Annotated in this window: 10 protein-coding genes and 3 pseudogenes; 4 read left to right on the top strand and 9 right to left on the bottom strand. The window is 44.4% G+C overall.

The features are described 5' to 3' along the window. Positions 1–175 precede the first annotated feature (175 nt). From F6K64_RS29795 to coaD, 4 genes are all read right to left on the bottom strand, one after another. A complete protein-coding gene (locus tag F6K64_RS29795; protein WP_287267256.1) occupies positions 176–1,072 on the bottom strand; it encodes a carboxypeptidase-like regulatory domain-containing protein in 897 nt (298 codons plus the stop codon). A 563-nt stretch (positions 1,073–1,635) separates the two neighbouring features. Continuing rightward, positions 1,636–1,911 carry an IS1/IS1595 family N-terminal zinc-binding domain-containing protein gene (locus F6K64_RS29790; RefSeq protein WP_287267253.1) on the bottom strand — a complete coding sequence of 92 codons (276 nt, stop codon included), beginning with the start codon at positions 1,909–1,911 and terminating at the stop codon, positions 1,636–1,638. 191 nt (positions 1,912–2,102) lie between these two features. Next, positions 2,103–2,849: a F0F1 ATP synthase subunit B gene (locus F6K64_RS29785; RefSeq protein ID WP_229420179.1), complete on the bottom strand. Its 747-nt coding sequence runs from the start codon at positions 2,847–2,849 to the stop codon at positions 2,103–2,105. Then, a complete protein-coding gene (coaD, locus tag F6K64_RS29780; protein ID WP_287250327.1) occupies positions 2,756–3,310 on the bottom strand; it encodes a pantetheine-phosphate adenylyltransferase in 555 nt (184 codons plus the stop codon). The genes F6K64_RS29785 and coaD overlap by 94 nt, the downstream gene beginning before the upstream one ends. A 343-nt stretch (positions 3,311–3,653) precedes the next feature. On the opposite strand from coaD, the gene smc reads away from it, so the two are divergent. The 3 genes from smc to F6K64_RS29765 all read left to right on the top strand — a co-directional run bounded on the left by smc (position 3,654) and on the right by F6K64_RS29765 (position 9,729). Continuing rightward, positions 3,654–7,601, top strand: a complete 3,948-nt coding sequence (gene smc, locus F6K64_RS29775; protein WP_287250326.1) for a chromosome segregation protein SMC — start codon at positions 3,654–3,656, stop codon at positions 7,599–7,601. Positions 7,602–7,918: 317 nt separating this feature from the next. Then, a complete protein-coding gene (locus tag F6K64_RS29770; RefSeq protein WP_008188168.1) occupies positions 7,919–8,917 on the top strand; it encodes a PRC-barrel domain-containing protein in 999 nt (332 codons plus the stop codon). 683 nt (positions 8,918–9,600) lie between these two features. Beyond that, positions 9,601–9,729, top strand: a complete 129-nt coding sequence (locus tag F6K64_RS29765) for a hypothetical protein (RefSeq protein ID WP_267872090.1) — start codon at positions 9,601–9,603, stop codon at positions 9,727–9,729. 348 nt (positions 9,730–10,077) lie between these two features. Here the strand turns inward: F6K64_RS29765 and F6K64_RS29760 are convergent, their stop codons facing one another. Then, positions 10,078–10,662 (bottom strand): PAP/fibrillin family protein, encoded by a 585-nt coding sequence (locus F6K64_RS29760; protein WP_008188169.1) that lies wholly within the window; start codon positions 10,660–10,662, stop codon positions 10,078–10,080. Between the two features lie 73 nt (positions 10,663–10,735). Here F6K64_RS29760 and F6K64_RS29755 point away from each other — a divergent pair, with 73 nt between their 5' ends. Further along, positions 10,736–10,957 (top strand): DUF3134 domain-containing protein, encoded by a 222-nt coding sequence (locus F6K64_RS29755; RefSeq protein WP_008188170.1) that lies wholly within the window; start codon positions 10,736–10,738, stop codon positions 10,955–10,957. Positions 10,958–11,438: 481 nt separating this feature from the next. On the opposite strand, the pseudogene F6K64_RS39190 reads toward F6K64_RS29755, so the two are convergent. The 4 genes and pseudogenes from F6K64_RS39190 to F6K64_RS29740 form a co-directional block, all read right to left on the bottom strand. Continuing rightward, positions 11,439–11,552, bottom strand: a pseudogene (locus F6K64_RS39190) (IS200/IS605 family transposase); the annotation flags it as partial. Positions 11,553–11,676: 124 nt separating this feature from the next. After that, positions 11,677–11,910, bottom strand: a pseudogene (locus F6K64_RS39185) (type II toxin-antitoxin system HicB family antitoxin); the annotation flags it as partial. A 577-nt stretch (positions 11,911–12,487) separates the two neighbouring features. After that, the gene (locus F6K64_RS29745; RefSeq protein WP_008188172.1) at positions 12,488–13,234 is read right to left on the bottom strand and encodes a hypothetical protein; all 747 of its coding nucleotides are present in this window, start codon (positions 13,232–13,234) and stop codon (positions 12,488–12,490) included. Positions 13,235–13,387: 153 nt separating this feature from the next. Continuing rightward, positions 13,388–13,617, bottom strand: a pseudogene (locus tag F6K64_RS29740) (DUF3598 family protein); the annotation flags it as partial.

Genomic DNA, 13,617 nt, shown 5'->3' with positions numbered 1-13,617 from the left:
CATGAGCGACTGCCGTGGTTTCCCCCATGAGCGACTGCCGTGGTTTCCCCCATGAGCGACTGCCGTGGTTTCCCCCATGAGCGACTGCCGTGGTTTCCCCCATGAGCGACTGCCGTGGTTTCCCCCACTCGCGCTTTGCATCAAGACAGGTGCGGACGCAGGTTCCGCACACAGCTTATTCTAGGGACAAAACCATGAACCGTCCAGAAGATTTTGAGGGGTTGGGTCTGTAAACGTAAGTTACTCCCTGAGCCATCTGCTCCTGGTATAGTATCTCTTCATGCCCGTCAAAATTAATGACCAGTGCATACCATGCATCTTCTTGTGGCAAATTGAACACAGCATAGCCCAACTCATCTGTCCTGGCCTGCCCTTGTCCGATCACCCGAACCGAAGCGTTGTGAACCGGATCGCCTTTTTGATCAAGGATCCGAACTCGGCTAGCTCTGTATTCATTGGGAGAGCTGGTAACAGCTGAGCTCATTCCTGTGGGGCGATCTGGGACTAGATCCACAATGTCTTGTTCATAGCCGTAACGTTTCGGCGTCATCCATTCTATACCATATTTGGCCTGTAAGTATTCCTCGGGTGGATTGGGAACGAGGAAAGTATCTCCAAGGAAGTCGATTGCTTTTAGCTGGGTTACCAGTCTGGCAGGAATCAGGACCCCAGGATGGTGCCTGATATAGTCTTTGATAATCTTATGGCACATCCAATCAATCCTGATGAATGACTTCATCATCGTGACGCCAATGCCGCTATCGTAGGGTTGAACTTCGGTGTAAAAGCCATGTTCCCTGAAGGCACGAACAACAGGCTCTATAACTTCCCTAGTGACTACGTGGATCCCCATCACAGAACCCAAATCCAAATCATCATCCCAGGGTATGAATCCATGTTCTCGGATCGCGCCAAGACAGGTACCTTGCTGCAGAAAGAAGGTCACACCAAATTGATCCAAAATTTGCTTGACTTCTTTAAGCACTGTTTTGGCAGTAACTGGGTCCATGGGTTTAAAGACTTTATATGAAAGTTCCAGAGAGGTTTTATCTGCTCCAAGGTTTTGTTGCACTATATCTTTCCAGTTTTTTCTTTGATTATCCTAAGAGGTTGTCTGAGAAGTCTCATTTGCTACATCCAAGCCCCCGTTGGTTCCCCGAGCGAGGGGGTCTTGGGGGGCAAAAGTCAGTATCAAAAAACTTTTCAGATATCGTCTAATATTGAAAATATAGAGTTACATTACCATGATTGGGCTAATTCCAAGTTATACGCTTACATTTCTTTACTTTGAATGAGAAGGATGACAGACTTCTACCTAACGGGGTTTGAGCTTAATGGCGGCAGCCCCGCGCCCTACCTGAAAGGTGGGCGTCTTGAAGTTACCGTAAGGAGAGTGGAGCCTTTACAGTTGGCAGGCTATGCAGAAAAAGTTTAAAACTCATTAATTAAGGGGCGTTGCTGAATCATGAAATGGTTTCACCTGAAAGGGGGATTTTATGATATTTTAAATAATAAATAAGAAGCCTAATTGATAATTCCAACATTGTCTTGATGCAAAGCGCGAGTGGGGGAAACAACGGCAGTTGATCATGGTTTGAATTTACCGTAAGACAGGCTCGCCTTAATCAATAAGTTTTACCCCTTTTCTGCATAGCCTACCAACCATAAAGGCTCAACGTAATCAGGTTTAGTCTCCGGGGGGAACCCCCGCGTGAAGGCACTGCCTCGCCATGACCGCGCTGCATCGCTTAGATACATTTTTAGGCACAGCAATTTAATCTTTTTATCGTAACCACGCTCACTTTTAACCTCTAGAAATTGTCGTCCACATTCCTTGCCTTTATATCTTTGTTTTCCTCTTTGATGACCATATTTATGAGTTTTATTGCTATGACATTTAGGGCATTTCATGGTTTTATTTTTATAAAACCATTTTTTGATTCAGCAACGCATTAAAACCGCACGTGACACATAAACTATCACGGCTCCTCCGTGGATGGTTTATGTGGCTGCTAGCTCTTTAAAAATCTTTAACAACCAATAAGGTTAACAACTTATAAATTAAATAGTTCTTATTTAATCCTTAATCCTTAATCCTTCGTTCATCCTTTTTTTGACTTTGATGGGGTTTTAGGTGAGCGTGAACCCCCCTTACCATTGTCTTTCTTACCATTGTCTTTCTTACCATTGTCTTTCTTGCCAGAGTTTTGGGGTTTGACAGGAGCATTGAGTTGCTGACGTCCGTTGCGAATTACTCTAAGCATGTCACTGAGGTGCTGCTCAATATTGTAGAGCACTCCGTCAGCGTAGGCATCTGCCCCATTTTGAATTTCCTCACACTCCGCTAGGGTCATTTGGCGCATTTGCTCCAGTTCCTGCTGGGCTTTGCGGCGCATCTGCTCAAGCTCCGATACCGTTTGCTTGTGCATCGCCTCACACTCTTTTTGAACTTGTTGGCTGATTTGTTGGGCTTCGTGTTCCGCTTGCTGAATAATACCGAGTTCATCTAAGATCATTTCAGCACGCCGCTGAGCTGTCTCAATGATTTCTTGAGCGTACTGTTCAGCTTGCTGGATAATTGCATCGTGTTCTTCAATTATTCTAGTAGCTTGTTGAAAAGCTAAGGGCAAATTTTCCCGCACCAAGTCGAGTTGAGCCAGCAACAGTTCTTCATCAATCAGGGTGCGCCGGGTAAACGGGATGTGGGGGCTATCGAATATTATGTCCTCGATATAGTTAAATTGCCCCTGAATATCTATGTCTCCTGATCCAGGATTAAAGGATTCAGTGGGGTTTGGGGGTTTGTTTTGCTCGGGTGGGTCGTACCGGGATGATTCTTGGCGTAACATCGGTATATATCTAAGGCAACCTGTTGGGGGACAAGATGATCGACGGAGCCGCCAAATTTGGCAATCTCTTTGACTACGCTACTACTCAAGAAACTATATTCGTTAGAGGTGGCGAGAAAAACCGTTTCGATTTCATCCCAGAGGGTATGATTGGTATGAGCCATCTGGAGTTCCTTCTCAAAGTCAGAAAGCACCCTTAACCCTCGCAACAGTACTTGAGCTTTCTTCAGTTTGGCATATTCCACAGTTAAACCAGTAAAACTGTCCACTTCCACATTAGGTAAGTGTTGGGTGCAAAGTTTAATCTGCTCGACTCGCTCAAGCACTGTAAACAAGGGAGATTTATTTGGATTGCGCAGCACCGTCACAATCACCTTATCAAAGAGTCTACAGCCACGCTGGATGATGTCAAGGTGTCCTAGGGTAATGGGATCGAAGCTGCCTGGATAGATTGCAATCACGACGCAAGTATTACCAATGGGTTCTCCGGTGATTATATAGCTTGTTTCACGGCCATGACATACTAAACTAATAGTTAAGCTATTAGTTGTTAACTCATTGGTGATTAGTCCCTAGTCATTCGTTATTGGTGATTAGTTTTTTTTGATATAGTATATAGCATTTTAATTGCAGCCCCACACTGTCCCCCCTCCATCCCCCATCCGTTCCACCTGTTAACCCATTTACATCTTTTAACCCATTCGTAGCGCCATCTGCCTATTGCCCATGCTACGCTGATCAGCAATGTGTTCACTACGCACACTCTGTGTGACGACCCGGTTAACCTCAACCGATGAAACGCCTATGGTACACATCAAGCGAGTGGAACTCTCGCGGTTCAAATCCTTCGGCGGCACCACAAAAATCCCCCTCCTGGAAGGATTTACCGTAATTTCTGGGCCAAACGGGTCAGGCAAATCCAACATCCTTGATGCTCTTCTATTTTGTCTTGGTATCGCCAGTTCCAAAGGAATGCGAGCTGAACGCCTTCCTGATTTAGTTAACCACAATAAAGAACATCGAGGCACTGTCGAAGCCAGTGTCACAGTTACCTTTGACTTATCTGACTTCAATAACTATGACGAGTTACAGCTTAAAGAGTTAGACGAACCGTTACAGGTTAGCAAGTTACAGGTTGTTCGCGAAGCCTGGCCGAAAGGCCAAGGTTCAGAAAATAACCTTCAACCCAATAACCTTCAACCGAATAACCTTCAACCAGATAACCTTCAACCGAATAACCTTCAACCAGATAACCTTCAACCCAATAACCTTCAACCCAATAACCTTCAACCCAATAACCTTCAACCAGATAACCTTCAACCCAATAACCTTCAACCCAATAACCTTCAACCAGATAACCTTCAACCCAATAACCTTCAACCCAATAACCTTCAACCCAATAACCTTCAACCGTCAACTGATCTAGAATGGAGTGTGACTCGACGGCTGCGAGTCACTAAACAAGGTAATTACAGTTCCCAGTACTATATCAATGGTGAACCCTGTACTGTTACTGCACTTCATGAACAACTCAATCGCTTGCGGGTTTACCCAGAAGGTTACAATGTTGTCCAGCAAGGAGACGTCACTAGCATTATTTCAATGAAATCCCGAGAAAGGCGGGAGATTATTGACGAATTAGCTGGAGTTGCTGCCTTTGACCGCAAAATTACCCAAACTAAACAAACCCTCGCCACTGTCAAAGAGCGAGAAGAACGCTGCCGAATTATTGAACAAGAACTGACGGCTCAACGCGATCGCTTAGCTGCTGACCGTGCAAAAGCCGAGAAATATCAAAAACTCCGTGCTGAACTCCAACAAAAGCAACAGTGGGAAATTGTTATAAAATGGCGATTGCTCCAGAAGCAAGTATCCCAACTCCAACAGCAGATTGATGCTGCTAATACGAAAAAAGCGCAGCTTATTGCTCAAATTACTAGCATTGAGGAACAAATCAACCAAACTACCACTGAACTTGACCAACTCAATGCTCGGGTCAAAGCCTTAGGAGAAGAAGAGCAAATTGCGATCGCATCCACCCTTGCCACTCAACAAGCTGAACAACGTCAATTACAAACCCGACAGCAGGAACTAACTGAGAACCTACAAAATGCCGCTGTCAATCTCCAACGTACACAAGAGACAATTCAACAAGTCGAGCAAACCCTGCAACAGTTGATCGCAGAAAAAAATGATCTAGAGACCTTGTCTAAAACCTCCTTACAAGTCGCACGGGATGAGGCCCAAGCTGCTCTCAACCAAAGCCGAGAACAAGCCAATGCGATCGCAGCCGCTAGTGATGCCTGGGTACAACAACAAACCACCCTCACCAAGCACATCGACACCCTACTCAAAACCATCAACCCCCAAAGGACAGAGCAAGCTCAACTCCAAGAGCGTCAGAATCAGCTAAATCGGCAAATCGAAGACCAAACCCAGCAACTGCAAACCTTAGAACCAGAAATCGCCACCAAGCAAACCCAAGCTGTGGCATTAGACACCCAATTAACCACTTATTCCCAACAAGTCCAGTCCCTCGCCCAATCCTTAGGGAATACCGAACAACAACTACAACTCCAACAACAAACCCAAACTCGCCTGCTGGGGGAACAACGGCAAAAACAACGGCAACTCGATAAACTAGAAGCCCAAGCCCAAGCTCAACAAGAAGCCCAAGGGACCTATGCTACTAAAGTTATCCTAGAAAGTAGTATACTAGGAGTGTGTGGATTAGTCGCCCAATTGGGTAGAGTTGAACCCCGCTATCAGCTAGCCCTAGAAATTGCCGCTGGCGCACGCCTCGGGAATTTAGTGGTAGAAGATGATAGGGTAGCAGCGGCTGGGATCGAACTCCTCAAACAAAAACGCGCGGGAAGAGCGACCTTCTTACCTCTGAACAAAATCCAACCTAGGCAATTTAGCGAAACGGTTGTGCTACGATATGCTAAGGGCTTTGTTGACTACGCCATTAGGCTAATTGATTGCGACCCCCGTTACCAAAAAGTCTTTGCCTATGTATTTGGGTCTACGGTAGTCTTTGAAACTCTCAATGATGCCCGTACCTACTTGGGTAAACACCGCATCGTTACCCTAGATGGGGAAATCTTGGAAATAAGCGGTGCCATGACTGGTGGTAGCAGCAGTCACCGTTCGGGATTGCACTTTGGTACCAGTGACACTATGGAGTCCTCTGAAATCCGTAGCTTGCGAACCCGATTAGCGGAAATTGAACAGGTTTTAAACCATTGTGAGGCATTGATTACTACCGAATCTGCTTCGGTGAAACAAATTACCCAGGAATTGACAGAAACTAGAGCAAAACACTCGGAAACCAAATTACGTTTGGAACAGTTACAAAGAGAGATTGAGCAATCTCAGACCAATCAAGCCCAAATGCGATCGCTTCTGGCTAAAAACAACCAAGAACTCTCCGCTGCTACTCAACGGCTAGAGACCATAGCGATAGAGTTACCCCAACAAGAATCCCAACTTGCCGACTTAAGGCAACAACTGGCTCAACTCGAAGAGTCTCAAACACATAACGAGTGGCAACAGATTCAGAACACCATTAAAACCCAAGAAGCTCAGTTGCGCGAGTGTGAACAAGCCTTGAGAAATACCGAGAAACAGCTACAACAGAAAGAGAATCAGCAGCAGCGCCTCAGGGATAAACTTACCGAAGGCCACCGCAAAATAGCAGACTATCAAACCCAAATCGAATCTTGGCAACAGCAGCAATCAGCAATTAACACTCAGTTAGAAACACTCACCAAGCAAATTACCGAAACGACAGTTGCCTTAAGCCAGTTAGAGGAGAAATTGGGGCAACAGAAACAAAAACGCGATCGCACCGAGCAACACCTACAGAGACTGCGCCAACAACACCAAGAAACCTCTTGGCAACAGCAAAAACTCCAAGAAACCCAGTCTGCTAGAGCAGAAAAACTTGCTAGTCTCCAAACTCAACTCCAAGACCAAGCTGCTGAATTACCAGACCCAATACCAGAAATACCTCAAATTGTCAAAAAAAATTCCCCCTCTAGTGATAAAAAAAGCTCAGAGGTAATTACCTTGGACTCCCTAGCTGCTCAACTAGAACAACTACAAAAGGAACTGCGCAACGGACAGAAACGTCTACAGGCTATGGAACCCGTGAATATGCTGGCCTTAGAAGAATATGACCGAACTCAAACTCGCCTCCAGGAACTGTCTGAGAAACTGGAAACCATAGCTGGTGAACGGACTGAACTGTTGCTAAGGATAGAAAACTTTACCACCTTGAGATACCGTGCTTTCAAAGAAGCCTTTGATGCAGTCAATGAAAATTTCCAAGCCATCTTTGCTGAACTCTCCGATGGGGATGGTTATTTACAACTCGATGATCCAGAGGACCCCTTTAGCGGTGGACTAAACCTGGTGGCGCACCCCAAAGGTAAACCGGTGCGGCGGCTAGCATCTATGTCAGGAGGAGAAAAATCCCTCACAGCCCTTAGCTTTATCTTTGCCCTACAACGCTACCGTCCCTCGCCATTTTATGCTTTTGATGAAGTCGATATGTTTTTGGACGGGGCAAATGTCCAGCGATTAGCTAAAATGATCAAACAACAGGCTAAACTTGCGCAATTTATTGTAGTAAGCTTACGCCGTCCTATGATTGAGTCTGCTCAACGCACCATTGGTGTTACCCAAGCCAGGGGAGCATACACTCAAGTCTTGGGTTTAAAACTATCACCCAAAAGTACGGTTAACTAGATAAAATCTCATTCATCAAATCCAGTATTATTGTAAGCATTAAGCCCAAGGCTGATCAGCTATAAGCCGTTCATGATTGATTTTGGAGAGAACCGACCCACGAACCCCTCGTCCGAAGGGCGTCCTGTACGAAAAAAAAACCGATGTTCAGAGGTGATTATATATAACCTCTGTAGTCTGTTGATCAACCTAAGGGTGGCATTACCTTAGCTGAAAGCTGATAGCTGAATGCTTACGTATTAATGCTCACGTATTAATGCTCACGTATTATTTATTTTTAATCCATCAGGAGTATAGCTCAGGAAAAGCGAGATATAATGACAACGGAACAAATTCGTCCACGCTCCGATATCTTAAATACTCAGGTAATTACCCGTGACAATGGTAAGCGCCTTGGAGTCGTCAAGGAACTCTTGGTAGATATAGACAGACGGCAGGTTGTGGCACTGGGTCTGCGAGATAACCTCCTGGCAGTAGCCGGTATGCCAAAGTATATGCTCCTGAGCAGCATTCGACAATTTGGTGATGTCATCCTGGTAGATGATCAAGACGTTATCGAAGATATTGATGTCGATGCCTATAGTACCCTGATTAACAGCGAAGTGATCACCGAAACCGGTGAACTCTTAGGTCGGGTTAGAGGCTTCAAGTTCAATGTAGAAGATGGCACCGTTTCCGCCCTAATCATTGCATCAATAGGGTTACCCCAAATACCCGACCAGGTGATTAGTACTTATGAGCTACCCATTGATGAAATTGTCAGCAGTGGTCCAGACCGATTAATTGTATTTGAGGAAGCTCAAGAGCATCTGGTCCAGTTAACCGTCGGGGTCTTAGAACGTATGGGGATTGGCAGACCCCCTTGGGAAAAGGACACAGAAGACCCCTACTATACCCCAACGGCTAGACCAGAAAATCAACTGGGAACGGGGATTCCAATACGTACTCCTATCTCTCAGACAGTAGAGAATGCCAACCGAGCCCAAGATGCCTGGGATGACGATTGGCAAGAGCCAGAACTAGAGCCGATCAAACGAGAAGCACCAGTCCCGAAGAAGTATGTCGAAGCCAGATTAGAAGAAGATAACTGGAGCGATGAACGGGAAGAGTCCCCTCAGCCAGTGCGCTACGAGCAGCCAGTCTATAGCTCACCCGAGCCTTCCTATGGTAAAACTAACACCCAGGACTATGACAAGTACGAAGTCGAGGGTGATGCCTGGGATGATGACCGCTCCCCAGAGCCTTACAAAGCACCGCGAGTCAATATTCCTGAGAAAAAGAAAGCTCCAGAATACGAAGAAGAGGCTGGTTACTAGAGGACGCACAAGTCGAAAGCCCCGCGTTTTTAAACCGGGTCAGAAGTTACCGCAAGAATAGGGCAGCCTTTACGATTGGTCGGCTATGAGCAAAAGGGTTAAAACTTTATAATTAAGGCTGCCCTATTCTAAGGTTTCGTCTCCGGGATGAAGACTCGCAGCGACTTTAGTCGCCAAAAGGTTGACGATACGTTAGCGCCATAGTAAAATCTAAATATGGGTACAGGCTGAAAAACCGAGGCACAACCGGGTCAGAGACCCGCAATTGTTTGACCTTAAAGTAGTAATGCCCGGAGGGCAGGGAAAATCCTCCTTAAAAACCCAATCATCAACTACCAATTGGTGTGTGAACCCAGCAAGATCACAACTTCAGAAAATAATGGTACGGCGGGGCACGCCGAAACCAAGTGAAACAGAGGAGCAACGGACTCTATAAGGCACTTCTCAAAAAAGTAGCTAAACGCCTAAGGAGACTAGCCCGCTGGGTCTTTCGTGAACTGAACTAAGATTTTAGTCTTGACGGGATTTCGGTTTAGATATTGCCATTTGGACACGGAGGTTTAAGGCCGGTCGTAGATCTAGGAATCCCCGTCTTTTTAAAGCGGGGAGTGTCAATAATTAATGACCATAGTTGAGGGTTGTTTGTTGATTGTTGTTTGTTGACTGTTGTTTGTTTACGGTTCATGCTTAATCCTAGAGTTGAGCACCCAGTGGATAACTGGTTGACGGTCAACCCTGGCCTTTCGGCCACGCGATCGCTGAAAGCGGGACTTCGTCCATCGCGTTCAACCCTGGCCTTTCGGCCACGCTAAGCGAACAACTCGCTTCAATTCAAAATTATCAATTCAAAATTAAAAAATACCCCACGAATGAATTCGGGGGCTTGTATCCGTTGAAACAATTAAAAATTAGAAAGCTATTCATTTTGAATTTTGAATTTTTCATTTTGAATTCAAAAATGGTCAGTCGATACAGGCAAAGGTAGTTGTTGTTAGAAAATAGGTCTATCCTTGATCAATAAAGAACTAGAGAATTCCGATTTGGCTTTTGTTTCAGGATTTTGACAGAAGAGGGATATAGCGTTTCTCCTAGTTATGAGGTACAGTCAATTTTCGCAACCCCTACTCCCTACTCCCTACTCCCTACTCCCTACTCCCTACTCATTTCTTGGTTAACACAAACAAACTCCCCTGATTCCCCCGTCCAATGCGCAGGTCATCATCAAGATAGGTGATCTCTAACCAACCCTGTTGATTGTCCCTATTGATGGGAAAGTCAATAGCTGGAAACCTTTTGCCAGCTTCGATTTGCTCAATGAAATCATTGGCAGAGCTATAACTCAGGAAGCTTTGTAGACCAATGATAGACCTCTCGAAGCTAACATTAACCCGGCATTGAGATACTGGCTCGAAACTAGCACAAACACTGACAACACCTTCGAGATAAGGAATACCAGATAATTCAGCTATGTTGTAAATTTTAGTATCTGAAGTACGAACACATTGGTAGATTTGACCCAGTTGTACCAAGGGAAATCCGTCAAGATTCAAAAGTTCTTGACTCGTAGTATATAGCAGACGCCAGTTACCATCTAGCAAGTCTTGCGCCTCAAGGGGTCGAGGGGTAGGGTTTCTCCCTTCCAGTTGAGTAACTGCTGCGAGTATTGCTGTTTTATCGGTTTTGCTTGCTAATAGACCACGATTCTTTCCTGCGATCGCTTCTAAGAGTTCCGCCTTGCCAATCATAATATTTCCTCTAGCTGACTGCTAGACTCAAAGTTAAAGGTTTTCACCTCGTCCATATTAGCTGAAGAAGTCTATGTACAATCCTGCTCTACGTGAAATACATCGTGATCAACTCGCTGAGGTTATTCCCCTTAAGCAAGAAACTTCCCTTTTAGATTGGTTAGAGTCTAATAATCGCCTGATCCCACGGGAGAATTTAGAGGAAGAAAATCCCCTAGGTGATGACGTAGAAATCTCTGAACTGATGGGGGTAGAGGACAGTAACTACGAGGAGGAAGAAGAAAATTTGGGTTAACACTAACTAGTTTTTCGTAAGCATTCAGCTGTCAGCTATCAGCTAATGCGCTACAGATGGTACTACTTGAGGTGCTAGCAGGCGATTTAACTGCACGGGGTCGGATGAGTAAAACGAGCAGGGATTTTCAAGCAGCCGTACCAGCACCCCCTATGCTTGTTTACTACCTCCCGTTGATTAGCATGATACCATTAGGCTGATAGCTGAATGCTTACAGTTTTACCCAATATTTTTAGCCCAATTGCAATCAGAAATGATTCAGAATGAGACCGTTGCTGAATCATTTCTGAAATCCTAAAAATCTAGGTAGCAGGAAACCCCGCGTCTTTAGACCGGGTCAGAAGTTACCGTAAGAAGAGTGGAGCCTTATTTCATGAGTTTTAACCCTTCAATGCAACCGCCTGTCGCCTATAAAGGCTCCACTCTTCTGAGGTTTCGTCTCCGGGAGGAATGCTCCACAGTGGCTAAAGCCACTTAGGGTTCAACCATGGTGAGGGTCGGTAATATATCTCTGGATAGTTTCAGTGCTGACTTTTCCCGCTGTCGAAAAAAAGTAGGGCAGTTCCTGTAGGGTGGGCAGTGCTTGAAACAGATACATTTGCTGGCAAAGGGCAAAAAAGGTAAGCACTGCCCACCCTACGATTAATCTTGAAAGCAGTTCCTGTAGGGTGGGCAGTGCTTGAAACAGATACATTTGCTGGCAAAGGGCAAAGGTAAGCACTGCCCACCCTACGATTAATCTTGAAAGGCTTTTCCGGTTCTATCCCTTTGAGTTGACAAAGCTCTAGGTAATCATCCACTGCTTCGTGAAAACTGGCGCGAAGAGATTCAACATCCTGACCTTCATAACTGATTAGCCTACGAATATACTCTACTTTCCCGTATAAAATCTCATCTTGGTCGTTGTAATTGACTGAGCCAAGGTATTCCTTGTATTTCACCAAGTTATTCATTTATTTAAAATGTAAACATAGATCTTGTCGGGTGGGCAAATGGGCATCATCGCTGATGAAATTATCAAATTCTCAAAATTTGCCCACCCTACCCCTACCTGATACATCTTGATACCAAGTTGCGGTCAAACGTACAACTTTATCTTCCCCCAATCTCCCTATCTCCCAATCTCCCTATCTCCCAATATCCCTATCTCCTTATCCAACCAATCTACTATCTTTGAATGCAACTCGGTATGAGTCACAATCTCGGTACATTCATCCCAAAAACTCACCCATGAGCGTACAAACCAATGTATAGCAGAAGTCAGAAGTCAGAAGTCAGAAGTCAAACTCTTGCGCTTCTTGATGCAGTCGCTCATGGGGGAAACCCCCAAGACCGCGCTGCATCGCTTACTTAGGTTTGAGACTTTTCTCATGTCCTAACTGCCCTGGCGACTGCTATAAAAACTGGACGGTGCGCGCCTCCAAGGCCGTGAGGGATTGCTCACGGCCTTGGGTCGCACCGCTATGTCTTCGCTCTTTTCCCTTGGCTTATTTCACAGGACCGATGTACTTTTGTATTCCTTAATCTAGATTAACTTTTTTTGTTGCTAATATCTGCTGCTTCATTAAACGTATAATTATCCCAAACATTTGTGCCATCAGCTCCAGGTTTTTGAAAGACATAGGGGCGGTTAGGCATCGATTTAAAATAGTCTTTCTCAAACCAATAACCTTTTTGTTTAGCTTCTTGAATTTGGATAGCCCCAGTATTTTCATCAATTACAATTAAGTGTCCAGTGAGTCCATAAATTACTTTTTCTGGAAAAATATTACGACGAGAAACTGTATGATATGGCGGTTTCATAATCCCACGATAAAATTGATCCCGTTGTTGAGGTGGAATACCTGCCATTGCGTCTTTTAATGCTCTTTCTGTGGAATCAGTTCGATATAAATCAGCTAATTTAATCGGATCTGTTTCAGCTTCATGATGATTTCTTTTTTGATTTTCTAAGACAATCTCCCAAGGCACAAATATGGTTTCTATTTCACAAATATGGGTTTGTAATTGTTTGAGAATTTCTGCTTCATTATTTCCAGGGGGATCATTGAGCAGCTTTAACATTATTAAAACAATCCGCTCTCCTTTATTAATTGTCTCACTGTTTTTGATTTTATCAAAAATTTTTTGTATTCTTTCTTTGCTAGCTGAAGGAATATTTTGTTGTAACCCATCCCAATCAACATTACTATCCAAGGAAAGGTAACGTTCTTCCAGCATAGTTGCTATTTTCATCCAAATATCATATCGGGGATCGACAAACTTATTTAAATTCATTAACTCAATAAACCTCTAGTAAAGGTAACAGAGAGTAGGGAACAAAAATTATCACAATTCATTTAGTATCCCTATTTTATTTTTCTTCAAAAACATTCAGGATGATGCCTAAATAATGCCACATCCAAATCCTTAGATATTATTCTCTATAGTTTAAAGGTGAAATAGTTCGAGCGTCAAGCCAGAAAAGGCTCCATAATTATCATAGTTAACCCTAAGTTGTTGCAGTTGGGAATCTGTCACTAGCCAATTTGCAGCAATGTTAAAGGAGGTACCAATATTCACTTGTTCAGGACAACTCAGAGAAATACCATCAGGAAAAAAGAACATTTTATTTCCTGCCAAAGGCCAGTGCAGTTGAGTTGCTATTGGCTCAGAAACCT

It is taken from the genome of Moorena sp. SIO3A2 (assembly GCF_010672265.1).
Taxonomy (GTDB): domain Bacteria; phylum Cyanobacteriota; class Cyanobacteriia; order Cyanobacteriales; family Coleofasciculaceae; genus Moorena; species Moorena producens.
This window is presented reverse-complemented; position numbering and strand designations above follow the sequence as displayed.

Bases quoted from the DNA above. Each gene is read 5' to 3' on its own strand.
- F6K64_RS29770 (WP_008188168.1), top strand. From the start codon at position 7,919: ATGACAACGGAACAAATTCGTCCACGCTCCGATATCTTAAATACTCAG.
- F6K64_RS29785 (WP_229420179.1), bottom strand. From the start codon at position 2,849: ATGTTACGCCAAGAATCATCCCGGTACGACCCACCCGAGCAAAACAAA.
- F6K64_RS29760 (WP_008188169.1), bottom strand. From the start codon at position 10,662: ATGATTGGCAAGGCGGAACTCTTAGAAGCGATCGCAGGAAAGAATCGT.
- F6K64_RS29765 (WP_267872090.1), top strand. From the start codon at position 9,601: ATGCTTAATCCTAGAGTTGAGCACCCAGTGGATAACTGGTTGACGGTC.
- smc (WP_287250326.1), top strand. From the start codon at position 3,654: ATGGTACACATCAAGCGAGTGGAACTCTCGCGGTTCAAATCCTTCGGC.
- F6K64_RS29790 (WP_287267253.1), bottom strand. From the start codon at position 1,911: ATGAAATGCCCTAAATGTCATAGCAATAAAACTCATAAATATGGTCAT.
- F6K64_RS29755 (WP_008188170.1), top strand. From the start codon at position 10,736: ATGTACAATCCTGCTCTACGTGAAATACATCGTGATCAACTCGCTGAG.
- F6K64_RS29745 (WP_008188172.1), bottom strand. From the start codon at position 13,234: ATGAATTTAAATAAGTTTGTCGATCCCCGATATGATATTTGGATGAAA.